Origin of the sequence: uncultured Rossellomorea sp. (genome assembly GCF_947488365.1) — a bacterium.
In the GTDB taxonomy this organism is placed as follows: Bacteria; Bacillota; Bacilli; order Bacillales; family Bacillaceae_B; genus Rossellomorea.
Map to the genome: position 1 here is coordinate 26,353 of NZ_CANKZT010000001.1, position 15,409 is coordinate 41,761.

Genomic DNA, 15,409 nt, shown 5'->3' on the forward strand with positions numbered 1-15,409 from the left:
ATCCTCTGGGCGTTTTTCTTTAATTAAATTGGAAATTTATTTATCACACTCAAAAACTTCTCGATACAACTGACCCACAATCGAAACAACCCCAACTGGCATCTGATTTACGATTACGGTCAAAAGCACTTCATGATCAGGATAATAGAGTGTCACTGATTCGTATCCATGAATTACACCCTGATGACCAACTGCTTGTACCCCATTAGCAAATGTAAATTGTTGCAACCCGAGTCCATAGGATTGCATCGTATCATCGGTTTCGTGAAAATGCAGCATCTCTTTCCTAGATTCCTCTGATAAAAGCGTGCCATTGAAAACAGCCTTCATAAACGTTTGTATTTCAAAAGGGGTAGAAACAAGAGCTCCTGCAGTCCAAGTGATGGATATATTGAGTTTATTTATTTCTGTCACTTCTTCAGAAAGCTCTGTCATATCTGGAGTTGCTTTAGAATGACCAGTCGCAAATGGATGTCTTAGTTCATTCGTTAGAGGAAAATACGTCCTTTTTAGTTGAAGCGGTTGGATAATCCATTGATCGATTACGTCTTCAATTGACTTCCCTGATAATTTTTCCACAATCATACCAAGCACGATATATCCTGTATTGGAGTAGTGATATTCAGTGCCGGGTTCAAATTCGAGATCATGGTTGGCAATCAGTCTAACGAGACTTCGAGGTGGAAAGATATCTTGAAGACTGGAAACGGCATGTTGGATAGATTTCGTTCCTGCAACATCCACCCAGATGTAATCCTTTAAACCACTTCTATGTTGAAGCAAATGACGTACGGTTATTCGACTGCCATGGGTGAGGGTACCTGGTAAGATGGATTCCACCGTTTGGTCAAGTGAGAGTTGTCTAATTTCCTGTAGTTTCAAAATAAGCGTGCTGATAAAAATTTTTGTAATGCTTCCCACACGTTGATGATCATCAGGCTCCAACTGTAAATATGACTCGGATTGTCGAACTCCAACTGCTATTAAATGGTCCTCACCAGTTGAATCAGTCAAACAAACTGACATGCCGGGAAGCTGGTGTTTCTCACATAGTGAGTGGACCGTATTTTCAAGAATACTGTGATCTATCAAAGAAATCATCCTTTCTAGCAATATTTTCTAAGGAACTCTTTATAAAAACGGATATATCTTCCCCCATGAGGAAAAATCCTGGACGCAAGCAGGATTTGTGCATGTACATATTGAAATTTATTCTAGTAATGTAACAGAAATGGAGGGAATCACTATGATAAAAAGCCCTATAAAGAACAAAGTGAAATTGGTGTTTATTCCTGTAAGTAATATAGAAAAGTCTAAAGAATGGTACTCCAAAATGCTCGGAATTGATGAGGGAAAAGAACATTTCGATCATCTATTTGTAGCCGATATGGATGGGGCTGGTATGATCCTGGACACCATGCCCATGTGGAGAGACGAAACTGGTAAACTTCCAAGGCTGAATTTCCCGGCCATTCAATTTGCTACGGACGATATTCATGAATCGTATCAATTTATGAAAGACAACGGTGTGGAATTGGTAACGGCTATTGAAAATAATCAGTACTTCGTGTTTAAAGATCCTGATGGGAATTTGCTGATGGTTTGTAAGTAGGAATACGTTTAATAGGTCGGGAGGTTCATGGTATAATCTCCCGACAAGATACCAATCACTATATTCCATCGTTTATTAACGATGTTTTATACATATGAGAAACTATGACAAATAGAAGGGAAAATAGTCCATGCCGATTCGAAATTCTGCAAAAGCGATCATCATGAAAGATAACAAAATCCTGCTAACCAAAAACAAAGACGAAAATGAATTCTTTTATCTCTTTCCAGGAGGTGGGCAGGAACACGGTGAAACGCTTCATGAAGCTTTAAAGAGAGAATGTATCGAGGAGATTGGAAGTGAAGTGGAGATAGGAGAACTCGTACATATTCGGGAGTATATCGGCAAGAACCATGAGCATGCTTCATTTGACTATGATGTTCATCAAATGGAATTTTATTTTAAGTGTACCTTAATGAATTCAGAAGAAAAGGATCCGATTCCAACAAATCCCGATAGCCATCAAGTGGATGTCGAATGGATTGATTTGAATGAGCTGATGCAGTATAGGTTGTACCCTAAAAGGATCATTGACTATCTTGGTAACGATCAAAATTCATTAATATATCTTGGAGATATCAACTAAAGAATCATGCTCTTGATGACAAACTCTGAGCATGGATATACTCACCCATTAAATGATCAGTCGTTACTGTATCCAAACGAAAGAGGGAGACCATGATGATCATCAAAAATCTTGTCTCACTTGAATTCTACAATGAAAATCATCATATTCGATTAACAGACTATCACCTATCTGAAGAACAGCTTCAATACACTTCGTTGCCGTTACCTGCAATTGCTAAGTGCAATGAAGAAACAGAAAGATACCCGATCGTTATTCTTTATAAGGGGGAACCTGCTGGTTTCTTTGTTCTCCATGGTTGGGATGGAGTTAAAGCATACTGGGATAACCAGGATGCCATCTTAATCAGAGCTTATTCAATTAACCCGAAATTTCAAGGCAAAGGGATTGCTTCTGAATCACTAAAAGCACTTGATCCTTTCATAAATCAACACTTCCTTAACAAAAAAGAAATAATATTAGCTGTCAATTATCAGAATGTTCGGGCTCAGCATGTATATAAAAAAGCAGGATTTCATGATACAGGGATAAGAGTGATAGGCAGGAATGGGGAGATGTTTATTATGCATAAGATACTGGAATAGTGTCAATTCGCTGATATATTTGAATTTCCGCTGATAAAATCGGGATTTCGCAAATATATTGAAAATATCGCTGATAAAAATCGATTTTCGCTGATAAATGAACAGGTAAGCCTAAAATATATAGTTTAAGGAAGGAATCTGCACCACGAAATCATTAATTACCAAAAAAAAGCTGAGATGACGTAATAACCCCTTTCTTTGGACGAATCTGCTACCTCTTTGAGGAAATATAACCTATATTGAATAAGACGATAGGAATGGAGGATACCCCATCATGATCCAAGCGGCCATCTTCGATCTGGACGGAACCCTGCTGAACAGAGACGCCTCTGTATATGAATTCATCAGTAACCAATATGAACGCCTGGATAAATGGCTAAGACATATCCCGAAAGAATCGTACATAACCAGATTCATTGAATTAGACAAGCGCGGATACGTCTGGAAAGATGAGGTGTACAAGCGGCTTATCGAGGAATTCACCATCCCTGAATTAACCTGGGAAGGACTGCTTGAGGATTACATAAGTGAATTTAAGCATAGCTGTGTACCTTTTCCACATTTACATAATATGTTGGATGAATTAAAAAAGAAAAATATCAAACTCGGAATGATCACAAATGGCTTTGGTCAGTTTCAAATGGACAACATCCTAGCTCTTGAAATAAAAGCTTACTTTGACGAAATTCTTGTTTCAGAATGGGAAGGCTTGAAAAAGCCTGACCCAAAAATTTTTAAGCGGGCATTAGTAAGGTTGAATTTAAAACCTCATGAATGCATCTTTATCGGGGATCACCCTGAATATGATGTGTATGGTGCTCAAAAGGTGGGGATGAAAGGTATCTGGAAGAAAGACCCTCACTTAAGCCATGCGGAATCAGCAGATGGGGTGATTGATGATTTGATGGAGTTGCCGGAATATATTGATCATCTAAATAACAATAGAAGGTGAAATCATCCGTCCAATTAACTCCATACAACCCAAATTGGAAAACCTTATATATACAAGAAGAAGCGAAAATCATCCATGCAATAGGTCCGTCCCTCATAGGAATAGACGTCATTTTGGTAAATGGTTTCTAAATTAAATTTGTTTATTCGCCACAATTGCAACGGTATTATACCCTCTGGAAAGGGGTCCTTCTAATAAATCAATATTTTTAAATCCCCTGACTTTCATAATAGGGATAAGTTCTTCTAATATCATTCTTTGAATATTCGTCCAAGGTATACCGTTTTTACCGTCACTTAAAGTAATGATCAAGGAACCTCCTGGTTTCAACACTCGATATATTTCATTGATTGAGTCTTGGAAAGAGTCCCAAAAGTAAACTGATTGAATGCTATAGACCTTGGAATACATCCCGTCTTGAAAAGGAAGACTTTTAACATTTCCAAACACAAATTCTGCACGACTATTGTTTATGTTTACTCTATTTCGAAATCTTGCGGATGCAAGTGCGGTCTGGGATAAATCAAAACCGACTACTTTGTTAACGTTTGAATCCCTTAATGCCTTTTTCACGGCATATCCAGCACCACAGCCAAGTTCCAATACACAATCGTTATCCTTCAATTTAAGCAATTCCAACGTCCACAATGTCTCAATTCTATGTTGATGAACCATTTTTTCACCAAAATAAACTCCGAGTAAACCCTTCGGTGTTCTATATTGTTCATCAACCAGAGCAATTAGTCGTTTTTTCATCAAATGTGTTCCTCCTTTTATATGAGTAACTAAATTATAATGTCCGATTCATTTATTACACAATACAATATAAGTTATATTTAGTATTAGTAATTCTTATACGAGGTGAAAAGATGGACCTTAATCAATTACAGGCATTCGATCATGTGGTAAGGCTCGGAAGTATCAGCAAGGCTGCGCGGTATCTCGATCTTTCTCAACCGACTATCACACTAAGAATACAGGGCTTAGAGAAGAAAGTAGGGGGCCCGCTTTTCACTCGAGTTGGAAGAACGGTTGAATTAAGTGAATTAGGAAAAGGATTTCTACCTTATGCTAGACAAGCGTTAGAATCTCTTCAAAAAGGGGTGGAAAGAGTACAGTCTATTCGAGATGGAAAGGTAGGGCACGTAATGATAGGGACTCTTCCAACCTTCACGACAGGTATATTTTCTTCATTTATACAGAAAGCACATGCATAATTTCCTGATATTTCAGTTGAAATCCACACTGGACATAACCAACAAATCATTGAAATGCTTTATGACGGTTCCGTTAAGATGGGATTTATAACACATCCATACTTTAATACAGACTTGAATAAATATTGGATTTGGCGGGCACCTCTAAAACTTGCAGCTCATTACGCTCATCCGCTAGTTAATATGATGAAGAATAAAACTCTCTCTATTATAGATGTATTCCTGGGTAGTAAGCCTTTTATTGTGGTTGATTGGAATCACGAAAGCATTCATTGGCCAAAAGCACAGTTGCAACCTGGAACAGACTATATCGAACTACCGCCTTTAACCGCATTGGATTTTTTGGAAAATGGAATAGGGGTTGCTTTATTAACAGAAGACATAATCTCAAAATCCGATACTATTGTTGAATTAGAAGTCGAAGAATTCCCAGGAGTAAGCAGGGAAATAGCAGTCGTCGGTTTAGTCTCAGCAGAATCATTACCAACTTCATATAATACTTTCTTAAAACTTTTAACAAAATACGTATCCAAGGAAGAATATCAATTTTTTGAAGAAGGATAATATCAATTTTTCTATTAAGATTCACGATAATATGCTATGTACAAGTTATGGATATAAGCAATTGAATTTCGGTTAGCTGGCATTAATTTCATAAAAGATATTAAAATGGGAGAATGAGGCTGGGACAAAAGTGTTTTAGTCTAAGTAAAACCCGAACAACCATGCCTGCTATCTAGCAGGCATGGTTGTTCGTCTTTACATCGTGGGATTTTAGTTTTATCCCAGGCTCATTTTCCCTTCTATTTTTTTTAATACGTATATATTCTTCTCTGTAACTCAATAATACTCACCTCATCCAAAAGTCGTACTTGACTTTCAACCGATCTTACCATGAAGACTTTCCGATATAACCGTATATTGAAAATAAGAAAAGTATACGATTTCCCTTGAAAATATGTAGAAATTTCTTTATATTTAGTAAATATAATTTTACCAAATGTTGGAGGGTTCAACTTATGAAGGACATAAAGAAACTGTGTAACTCCATAAATAATTGTTTTGTAAGAGATGACTCTCATACTGGCAAGTTACATATGGGTGAAATCGTTCACATTCTGCGTGTGAAATCTCAATTAACACAAGAAGAATTAGCTCAGAAAGCAAACGTGTGTGCTCAAACGATTAAAAGACTTGAAGGAGGAAAGGGAAAAGTAAGTGACATCACTTGTCGATCCATATTTGAAGCACTTGGAGTGAAAATTACTTTATTAACAGAGCTTTTAGATAAATAAAGTAACTAGATGTGTAATAGACAGAGAGAAGGAATAGTATGAGATTTAGAGATTTCCATAAAAATATAAAAATACGCATAATTGAAACATTTATGAGCCGTTTTATTGGGAGTATGATTTTCCCGTTTATGTCCATCTACTTAGCTGTTCACTTTGGAGCGAAGGTGGCCGGGCTTCTACTTCTGATCAACGTGTTTGTTGGAATAGGAATCAATTTTCTTGGAGGGTACTTTGCAGATCAATTTGGTCGGAAGAAGATCATGTTATTTGCAGAGACACTCAGGTTTCTAGCCTTTCTAACCATGATGGTTTGTAATTCTCCATGGTTTGAATCTGCACCGATCACCTTTAGCATGATGACGATTAACAGCATTTGTTGGGGACTCGCTGGACCAGCTAATCAGGCAATGATGATTGATGTAAGTACACCCCCTCAACGAAAGCTGATGTATTCGATTACGTATTGGGCAAATAACCTGTCCATCGCGATCGGTGGAATCATTGGTGCCTTCTTATTTAAAGATTACCTGTTCGAGCTGTTCCTTGCCCTAAGTGTAGCATCTGCCATAACCGCTTCATTGGTTGCCTTCTTTATTAGTGAAAGCTATGCACCAGTGAATTCTGAGCTGACACCTTCCCAACACGTTAAGCAATTAATATCAAACTACGGGAAAGTAATGCATGACAAGCTATTTGTCCTCTTTACGATCGCAGGCATTCTTATTCTATCAATGGAGTTCCAGCTAACCAATTATATCGGAATTCGATTAACCGAAGAAATGCCCTCTCAACAATTCCTTTTATGGCAAATTGACGGAGTACAGACGATGGGAATTCTCAGAAGTGAAAATACGATTCTAGTCGTAATTCTCATGTTGTTTGTGACAAGGATCCCACACTCGTTACAAGACAAAACTGTTTTAGTTTGGAGCTGCTTCCTATTCACGGTTGGGTATGCTTCTCTCGCTTATTCCAATAATTTATTTATCCTGTTCCTGATGATGAGCATTCTAACGATTGGAGAGGTATTCCGAGTGCCTGTCGAACAATCTTATATGGCTGCCATTCCACCTGACGATGCCCGTAGTTCTTATATGGCCTTCAATGGATTGAAGTTTAACTTATCCATGCTGATTGCCTCTGTGACGGTCACGCTTGGTGCAATACTACCATCAAGCATCATGGCGGGAATCATCCTTGCAATCGGTCTTGTCGGGACACTCATATTAAAGATCATTTCACCTGAATTGGATAGAAGAAAAGAAGGTGTGGAGTTGAAACAACAGGCTGATGCTGCGAAAGTAGGTTAATGTAATGTATGGGAGGCGTGATTTTGGCCACCTACAAGCTTCTAACAAAAGTTAACTGTAATGATGAATCTCTGTCATTACATACATCTGTCTAAAATTTCTAGCAAATTATGAAGGTGCAAAATTGATATCATGGCTTAGTAGGTGCTATATTATTCTGAATAAGGTATCGATTCCAATCATACCTTTAATAGAGTTCAACTTAACGAAGGGAGAACATATGGATAATATATGGGAAGCAGCCATACCATCTCTATCTCAAGTTACCGTATCTTCCAATCTTAATAATGAACCTGTCACGATCCACGGTGGCGATGATAGTCTAAGATGCATCGGTGTCGGGACGGATGCAGCGGTCTTTCAATCCATCTATGCTCCAGATTATGCATTTAAACTGTACGCCGAGGATAAAGGATCGAAAATTAAAATAGAAGAAAAAGTGTATAATGCAATTGGAGGTTCCCCATACTTCTCAACATGCTATGCAGCTTATGACAAGTTTCTCGTTCTAAGTTACGAACAAGGGCCAACTTTATTCGATTGTCTGCTCCAAGGAATTCATATTCCAGAACAAGCAGTTCAAGACGTGGAGGATGCTAGAAAATATGTTCGTGATCAAGGTTTGAATCCCCGTGATATCCATTTAAAGAATATATTGCTTCAAAATGGAAGAGCGAAAATTATAGATGTGTCAGAGTACGTCCTCCCTGGAAATGATTTCAGATGGGAGCATCTAAAGAAAGCATATGAGGATCATTACAACCTCATAGACGGAAAAGCCGTTCCATTTTGGTTACTTGAAACGATTCGAAAATGGTATAACTCCTGGAACAAGCATTTCACCTCCTATGAGGAATTCATGAAAATTGTGTTAAAGTTTACTTCATTTAAAAAAGACTAAAAAGCGCTCAGAGCTATTCGTGGGTGGAATTATTGTAGACGGGATGGGGCTCATCCACACTCCATGGATCGGAAGCATCATGGTTTTAGGAGCCGTGCTGCTAACTGCTTGTTTGCATGGGTTAGAAAGAAGATCTGCTTAATGAAAAAACATCACTATTTATTGTAAGGCGGCATTCATTGCCGCCTCTTTCTATAGAAGAAAGAAAGAGAGAAATCAATTGTACATGAAGGATCAATTTGACATAATTTATTTATGCTTCAATTTTATGTATTACAAGAATAAGGAGGGGAAACCATGTGGAATCAAAACAGCGTTTCTATAATTCTGGGAACTCACTATCCCATCATCCAAGCAGGAATGGCTGGTGGAGTCACTACTACAAATCTGGTATCTGCCGTCTCAAACTCGGGAGGATTAGGAACCTTGGGAGCAGGATATATGTCCGCTGATGATATGAGACTAGCGATCAAAGAAATAAAAGATCATACGAATCAGCCTTTTGGGGTGAACTTATTCATACCTGAATCACCAATAGTCAATGATGAACAAATTACCAACGCCCAAAGATTAATAGAGCCTTTTAAAAAGGAATTACACCTAACGGACAACAGCTCATTTTCAGAGATGCAAATCGATTTTGAAAAGCAGCTAGAAGTCATCTTCAATGAAAAGGTACCTGTTTGCAGCTTCACGTTCGGCGCCCCATCTAAAGAACTTGTGTTAGAGTTAAAAAAGGAAGGAACCATCGTGATCGGCACCGCGACGACTGTTGAAGAGGCAGTGATCAATGAAGAGAGCGGAGTAGACATCGTTGTCGCTCAAGGGAGTGAAGCTGGTGGGCATCGAGGCACGTTTCTAGGCTCATGTGAACACTCAATGATCGGTACCTTTTCTCTTGTTCCCCAAGTGGTGGATGCCGCAAGCATACCTGTGATAGCTGCAGGAGGGATTATGGATGGAAGAGGCGTTATTGCAGCACTTGCTTTAGGGGCAAAAGGAGTCCAAATGGGAACTGCTTTTCTTACATGTAAAGAGAGTGGGGCTGGGGCTATTCATAAAAGGGGTGTTTTAGAATCATCAGAAACCCATACGGTCATCACAGCTGCCTTTAGCGGGAAACCTGCTCGAGGGATTGAAAATAGATTTACTAGGGAAATGCAGGAATTCGAGAGCCTATTACCTCCGTACCCCATACAAAATGCGTTAACGAAAAAAATGAGAAAGGAAGCTGGGAAACAAGGAAATCCAGAATTCATGTCCTTGTGGTCTGGACAAAGCCCAAGGCTTAGCAGGGATATATCTACTAAAGATCTGCTTGAATCCATCGTAAGTCAAGTAGGAAAAACAATTGGAGAATTAAAAAAATAAACATTTTCCATTTCTGTTACTACTTATAAACTCTCCATAGTCCCAATTTCACAAATCCTATTTTCCAAATATTAAACCTTGTAATCATTTCTAGCAAAGGTATAATTTTGATATAAGGAAAGCGTTTTTATATTTATCTTAAATTTTCCGAATAGTTAAAATGCATAAGGCGCGTTTTTTAGGAGGTTCAAATGAGAGAAATATTACCAGGTTCTGTACTGTCTCATATTCAGTATGGTTACCAAAAAGTTCCTAAGAAAGTCAAAAGTCAATGTCCAAGCTGTTCTAAGACAAGTGAATTTCTTCTGAAGGCCAATTTTTATCAAGTGAACAAAACAGGATTGTTTGCAGATGCAAATTGTTCAGAATGTAAGAAACCTGCTCTATTCGTTATTATGCTTAATGATGACTCGCTCAATCGGAGAGAGGAAGCTGGCCTTTATATTTATGATCCCCTGGCAACGAACGGACCGTTGGATCAGATTCAAGGAAACAAACGCATTCCACAAGACCTCGTCCGATCATTTCGATCCGCATTAAATGTCAGCCAGTCGAAGGATAACTCTGCTACAGCCGTCATGTCTAAGCGTGTCCTCGAGAGTGTTCTGAAGAATTTTAATGGGGACAAAGTAAACGGGCAATCCTTATCGGAACAATTCGATCAGTTACCCAAAAATGTCGACCTTACAAAGCCAATCCAGGCGCTGAGTCACCTTGTTCATCCAAACTCTCCCTTTTATGAAATGCTTGAATTGGAGAGAGAAATTGACGATGAAACAGCCGTCTTATTGATGGAATTATTAGAAGGCCTCATTGAATACTTATTTGTTCTTCCAGAAAAAATCGAAACATTACAAGAAAAAATCGAAAAGAAATATTAGTAGAAGTAGAGTGCCTTTTCTAGCACTCTACTTTTTTATAGTGGTTTTAACTTAAGGGAATACAGTGCCTGATTCACGTCATCGATGTCATAGATTTTCTTCTCTAAACAAAACTGAATCACGAGATCGAATCGGTCGCTGTCTGAAAGGGTGAAACCGGCGGCACTCAACATATCAAATGTTTCTTCCTCCGACAGTTCAAGAGAGAGACACAGGGCTACCACTGTCCGTTTACTCGGCTTGTAATCAGGGATCGATCTGATTTTCGAAAAGTGCTTGCGGTCGACTCCTGCTTTTTTGTAGATGGAAGCATCTGTCTGACCCTTGCCATCGATGTGCTGAAACAACCTCTCTGAAAAAGACGTTGATTGATGCAGCTCAATAAAATCTTCCAGCTCACTGGAATAAATCTTATCACTTAAGAAGTGTTCTTCTTTTTGTATATCATATATCCGTATTTCTCTATTTGTTTCCACGAAATCATGAAGTTCCTGCAAAATCTTTTCATTAAGCATCCGTTCACCTCCAAAATGTCGCTTACGAGGCGACCCATTTCTTACTATTCGTGTTTATGATTATATCAGAAACAATAAGAGAGGATGGAAAAAAATGAATACTGACTCTACTGAAATTATATTCCTGTTAGACAGAAGCGGATCAATGAGTGGCCTTGAAAGTGATACGATTGGAGGATATAACTCTTTTATTGAAAAGCAGAGTCAATTACCGGGTCAAACCCTCGTTACTACCGTTCTTTTTGATGATAAGGTTGAGCAATTATGGAGTGGAATGGAGGGTGATAAGGTAAGGCTCACACAAGAGGAATATTATGTTAGGGGGAGCACTGCTCTGATGGATGCTATCGGAAAAACGATTCTCGAAGTAGGTCATCGCTTATCCAATCTTGAAGAAGTTGATCGACCGGGTAAAGTCATTTTCGTTATCACAACCGATGGTATGGAAAATGCGAGCGTTGAGTTTTCGGCCAATACGGTGAAGGACCTCATTAATCATCAACAGGAACGATACAATTGGGAGTTCATTTTTCTTGGAGCCACCATCGATGCTACGGAAGAAGCCTTGAATATTGGGATTGACATTGAAAACTCCTATCAATTTGAAGCTTCTGCTAAAGGTGTTGAAAAAATGTATGATATTGTGAGTGAGGCTGTGTTTGAGAAAAGGAGTGGGTATTGATATTAAATTAGGGATCTCATCTATCTATTAGATGGGATTTTTTCATAATAGAAACATTTGAAGTCCTTTATAATGAATTCGCCGTTATATCTTATATTTCGCCGATAAAACAAGGATTTCGCCGTTATATTTGAGATTTCGCCGATAAAATTGAAATAGCGCCGTTAAATCGAACGAATAAATATCAACACACCAAATTTCCAGCTTTAATCCATACATATGGTATAAAAATACCTCAACAATCAATAACTTTCTCGAATCTAAATAGAATTTATTTAAATTTTGCCAAAACTAGTTTATCATAATGAGGTATATTCAATTTATACGCAAGTCAACGGAATTAAAGGAAGGTATCCTATGTCGACAGAAAACGAAAAGAATATTACGAGAATACATATGGATGGGAAAGAATATATTCTCATCGGAACGGCTCACGTATCGCGTTTGAGCGCAGAACAGGTAAAAGAAGTAATTGAATCAGAGCAGCCCGACACGGTTTGTGTAGAACTGGATGAACCGAGGTATCAGTCAATCGTTGAGGGAGACAAATGGAAAGACACAGACATCTTTCAAGTCATTAAAGACAAAAAAGCAACTTTGCTTCTTATGAACCTTGCAATCGGATCATTTCAGAGACGGATGGCCAAGCAATTCGGGATCAAGCCCGGTCAGGAAATGATTCAGGGAATCGAATCAGCGAAAGAAACCGGCGCCGAGCTTGTATTAGCTGACCGAAATATTCAAATCACATTTTCCCGTATATGGAATAGCGTAGGATTCAGTGGCAAGGCTAAGCTTATGACCCAAATCATATACAGCATCTTCAGTAACGATACCATTACAGAAGAAGAACTCGAGAAAATCAAATCTCAAGATATGCTTGATTCGATGCTAAATGAATTTACCCAGGTGTTTCCTAAATTGAAAACGCCATTAATCGATGAGCGTGATCAATACCTTGCTCAGAAAATAAAAGATGCTCCTGGAGAAAAAGTTGTTGCCGTGTTAGGGGCAGCTCATGTTCCTGGTATCACAAAGGAAATCTATAAAGAACATGATTTAGACAAACTGAACGAACGACCTGCTAAATCAAAATGGCCAAAGATTATCGGCTGGGCTATTCCCATCATGATTCTTGCTGTGATTGCTTATACCTTCATTTCCAATCCGGATGCAGGGATACAACAGGGAATCAGTTGGATATTGTGGAACGGTGGTTTTTCTGCACTTGGTGTAGCCATCGGATTAGGACATCCATTAGCGATATTAACGGCTTTCGTTGCAGCCCCAATCACTTCATTAAATCCACTCCTTGCAGCTGGATGGTTCGCCGGATTCGTACAAGCATATTTCCGCAGACCGAATGTCGGTGACTTTGACTCACTATCTGAAGATGTTCTAAGTGTAAAAGGATTCTGGAGAAACAAAGTAACCCGCATCTTACTTATTATTGTACTTGCTAATCTCGGGAGTACATTAGGAACAGTCATAGGTGGTGCAGATGTTGTTCGTCTGTTTCTTGAAAATTTATAGTAAGTGAAATAAGCTATCCTGTTGGGTAGCTTATTTTTTTGGGGGGGTTTGGAATATTATGTTAAAATGAATGTATTGATAAATGTTATGGAGGTTTTTATGAACAATTTTATATCTAGATATGCACATTGGTTACTTCTCCTCTTTGTATGTTTAAGTTTTATCATGGGATTCACAATCTTCACAAATTCTTTTCAAGGGTTTATTGCGGGAGGGTTCGGGATTGTTGGAATCGTCGGAGTAGCTTTTCTTGTGCTTCAAATAGAGAGACAAAAGAGGGGGAAAGCTAAATAATTTTTATTTGATATAGATAATAATACAATATTACCCATTAAATACTCCACTCTAGAAAGGAACCGACATATGATCTATGTTATCAGACACGGCCAAACCATTCTAAACAATGAGGGCAGACTACAAGGAAGAAACGGTCTGCCCTTAAATGAAGAAGGTATAAGACAAGCTGAAAACCTAAAGCATATACTATCTCAAATTACTTTCGATTACGTCTTTTCTTCACCTCAAGAAAGAGCCATCCAAACCGCTGAAATTACCACCGGGATGAAAGCTACGGTTGATTTAAGATTGGATGTGTATGATCTGGGAGAAGCGGATGGACTGCAAAAAGGTGAAGTGAAAATGGCTGGGGTTCTCCCTGATCCTCGAATCTATAATGGTGTTGAACAAACGGATCAATACATGCAGAGAGTATTTTCATTTATGTCTGAACTACAGGTGAATCATGGAGAAAGTGAGAAGAATATCTTGATCTCTGGTCATCGTTGTACGACTGGGTGTATTGGGGCTTATTTTAAAGGAGTTCCAGAGGATCGCAATATTCTGAAGCTCTCATCTAATAATGGGGAGTATAAACAGTATGAATTCGCCGATAATCATATATTAGGACAAACAGCAGATACCTCACTTAAAAACGTATAAATCTCCCATGAGCATTTCAATCCGGGAATAAGCCAACGGAGCAATCCGCAAATGATTACTTCTCAGGATACGTTTTTAAAAAAGATCTTTGGGTAAATAGTAAGTAGCCTTTACCCGCAACCTTGTGAGGAGAGAATAATAGGAGCTGTGACGATCGTTGCTCAATATACATGACAAATATTCCATTGTTTTGTATCAGACACATATGGCAAAAAAGCAAGCTTCTCGTAAATCTCAGAAAATTACGATCCAAATACTTTCTCAGTATACAGGTTTCTCTGAGGAGATCATTCTCGAAGCACTTGAGTTTGGAAAGTTATCACCTGATTTATCTTATAGATAATCACATACGTGTAAAGGTCTAAGAAAATTATTTTCTCCTCCAAGGTTTACCATTAGTAACCCTGTAAAATAATTGAATCATTTTTGTTACATAATTAATTTTTGAAGAATATATTGAAAAAACTAGCCTATATTTATTATAATAACAGAAAGGATTTATAGAGGAGGATCTAATGGACACCCACAGGAGTAAAAGAATCTCAAAGTTATACAGAAAGTTAATTACTTCTGATGCAACGCAAGCTTTCCTTATTTATAAAGGCCTAGATGAGACAACGAAAGCAGAATTACTGGATTTAGTGGCAGAGATGGGCTCTCAGCACTCAGAAAAACTTTTGAATAAAATAAGCTAATATACATTAACAGTGATAAAGACCTGGAGAAATGATTCCTCCAGGTCTTTTTCTTATGAAAGGTTAAAGAGGGATGAACATGGTGAATTTGAGAGGAGAGATAATTCGTTTATTATCGAAATAGTAAATATATCAGCGGAATTTCATTTCATCAGCGAACCGTAATTAGAACCTCGCTATCATCAATCAGAGAAAAACAATGTATCTACAAAAGAACATACCAAACATACAAAAAATCATAACCAGACTTTCATTTTCCTAAAATCGACTAAGCCATTGGAAATATATTTATATAATGATCATGGGTCATTTATCCTTCTCCTTACTCTCAAACCC

The 15,409-nt window shown here is 38.2% G+C and carries 17 protein-coding genes and 1 pseudogene; 15 read left to right on the top strand and 3 right to left on the bottom strand.

Annotated elements, in window-relative coordinates:
- Positions 1 to 36 precede the first annotated feature (36 nt).
- Positions 37 to 1,092: a serine hydrolase gene (locus Q1B03_RS00160; protein ID WP_299736882.1), complete on the bottom strand. Its 1,056-nt coding sequence runs from the start codon at positions 1,090 to 1,092 to the stop codon at positions 37 to 39.
- Between the two features lie 154 nt (positions 1,093 to 1,246).
- Here Q1B03_RS00160 and Q1B03_RS00165 point away from each other — a divergent pair, with 154 nt between their 5' ends.
- The 4 genes from Q1B03_RS00165 (at position 1,247) to Q1B03_RS00180 (ending at position 3,734) form a co-directional block, all read left to right on the top strand.
- On the top strand, positions 1,247 to 1,612 hold the full coding sequence (locus Q1B03_RS00165) for a VOC family protein (RefSeq protein WP_299736884.1): 366 nt from the start codon (positions 1,247 to 1,249) through the stop codon (positions 1,610 to 1,612).
- Between the two features lie 130 nt (positions 1,613 to 1,742).
- Complete coding sequence (locus Q1B03_RS00170; RefSeq protein ID WP_299736887.1) at positions 1,743 to 2,198, top strand: NUDIX domain-containing protein; 456 nt, start codon at positions 1,743 to 1,745, stop codon at positions 2,196 to 2,198.
- Positions 2,199 to 2,290: 92 nt separating this feature from the next.
- On the top strand, positions 2,291 to 2,782 hold the full coding sequence (locus Q1B03_RS00175; protein WP_299736889.1) for a GNAT family N-acetyltransferase: 492 nt from the start codon (positions 2,291 to 2,293) through the stop codon (positions 2,780 to 2,782).
- A gap of 274 nt (positions 2,783 to 3,056) precedes the next feature.
- Positions 3,057 to 3,734 carry an HAD family hydrolase gene (locus Q1B03_RS00180; protein WP_299736892.1) on the top strand — a complete coding sequence of 226 codons (678 nt, stop codon included), beginning with the start codon at positions 3,057 to 3,059 and terminating at the stop codon, positions 3,732 to 3,734.
- A gap of 132 nt (positions 3,735 to 3,866) precedes the next feature.
- Here Q1B03_RS00180 and Q1B03_RS00185 read toward each other — a convergent pair whose 3' ends face one another.
- Positions 3,867 to 4,490 carry a class I SAM-dependent methyltransferase gene (locus Q1B03_RS00185; RefSeq protein ID WP_299739530.1) on the bottom strand — a complete coding sequence of 208 codons (624 nt, stop codon included), beginning with the start codon at positions 4,488 to 4,490 and terminating at the stop codon, positions 3,867 to 3,869.
- Positions 4,491 to 4,603: 113 nt separating this feature from the next.
- On the opposite strand from Q1B03_RS00185, the gene Q1B03_RS00190 reads away from it, so the two are divergent.
- The 8 genes and pseudogenes from Q1B03_RS00190 to Q1B03_RS00225 all read left to right on the top strand — a co-directional run bounded on the left by Q1B03_RS00190 (position 4,604) and on the right by Q1B03_RS00225 (position 10,709).
- Complete coding sequence (locus tag Q1B03_RS00190; protein WP_299736894.1) at positions 4,604 to 4,951, top strand: LysR family transcriptional regulator; 348 nt, start codon at positions 4,604 to 4,606, stop codon at positions 4,949 to 4,951.
- A 9-nt stretch (positions 4,952 to 4,960) separates the two neighbouring features.
- Positions 4,961 to 5,515, top strand: coding sequence for a LysR family transcriptional regulator substrate-binding protein (locus tag Q1B03_RS00195; RefSeq protein ID WP_299739532.1), 555 nt, complete (start codon positions 4,961 to 4,963; stop codon positions 5,513 to 5,515).
- A gap of 455 nt (positions 5,516 to 5,970) precedes the next feature.
- The gene (locus Q1B03_RS00200) at positions 5,971 to 6,246 is read left to right on the top strand and encodes a helix-turn-helix transcriptional regulator (RefSeq protein ID WP_299736896.1); all 276 of its coding nucleotides are present in this window, start codon (positions 5,971 to 5,973) and stop codon (positions 6,244 to 6,246) included.
- A gap of 38 nt (positions 6,247 to 6,284) precedes the next feature.
- On the top strand, positions 6,285 to 7,556 hold the full coding sequence (locus Q1B03_RS00205) for an MFS transporter (protein WP_299736898.1): 1,272 nt from the start codon (positions 6,285 to 6,287) through the stop codon (positions 7,554 to 7,556).
- 220 nt (positions 7,557 to 7,776) lie between these two features.
- Positions 7,777 to 8,457, top strand: a complete 681-nt coding sequence (locus tag Q1B03_RS00210) for a serine/threonine protein kinase (RefSeq protein WP_299736900.1) — start codon at positions 7,777 to 7,779, stop codon at positions 8,455 to 8,457.
- A gap of 16 nt (positions 8,458 to 8,473) precedes the next feature.
- A pseudogene (locus Q1B03_RS00215) lies at positions 8,474 to 8,599 on the top strand (MFS sugar transporter); the annotation flags it as partial.
- A 155-nt stretch (positions 8,600 to 8,754) separates the two neighbouring features.
- A complete protein-coding gene (locus tag Q1B03_RS00220; protein WP_299736902.1) occupies positions 8,755 to 9,828 on the top strand; it encodes a nitronate monooxygenase family protein in 1,074 nt (357 codons plus the stop codon).
- Positions 9,829 to 10,019: 191 nt separating this feature from the next.
- Complete coding sequence (locus tag Q1B03_RS00225; protein ID WP_299736904.1) at positions 10,020 to 10,709, top strand: hypothetical protein; 690 nt, start codon at positions 10,020 to 10,022, stop codon at positions 10,707 to 10,709.
- Between the two features lie 35 nt (positions 10,710 to 10,744).
- On the opposite strand, the gene Q1B03_RS00230 is transcribed toward Q1B03_RS00225, so the two are convergent.
- Positions 10,745 to 11,224, bottom strand: a complete 480-nt coding sequence (locus tag Q1B03_RS00230; protein ID WP_299736905.1) for a hypothetical protein — start codon at positions 11,222 to 11,224, stop codon at positions 10,745 to 10,747.
- A 94-nt stretch (positions 11,225 to 11,318) separates the two neighbouring features.
- On the opposite strand from Q1B03_RS00230, the gene Q1B03_RS00235 reads away from it, so the two are divergent.
- From Q1B03_RS00235 to Q1B03_RS00245, 3 genes are all read left to right on the top strand, one after another.
- Positions 11,319 to 11,906: a vWA domain-containing protein gene (locus Q1B03_RS00235; RefSeq protein WP_299736907.1), complete on the top strand. Its 588-nt coding sequence runs from the start codon at positions 11,319 to 11,321 to the stop codon at positions 11,904 to 11,906.
- A gap of 357 nt (positions 11,907 to 12,263) precedes the next feature.
- Positions 12,264 to 13,439: a TraB/GumN family protein gene (locus Q1B03_RS00240; protein ID WP_299736909.1), complete on the top strand. Its 1,176-nt coding sequence runs from the start codon at positions 12,264 to 12,266 to the stop codon at positions 13,437 to 13,439.
- A 363-nt stretch (positions 13,440 to 13,802) separates the two neighbouring features.
- Positions 13,803 to 14,378 carry a histidine phosphatase family protein gene (locus tag Q1B03_RS00245; protein WP_299736912.1) on the top strand — a complete coding sequence of 192 codons (576 nt, stop codon included), beginning with the start codon at positions 13,803 to 13,805 and terminating at the stop codon, positions 14,376 to 14,378.
- The last annotated feature ends 1,031 nt before the right edge of the window (positions 14,379 to 15,409 follow it).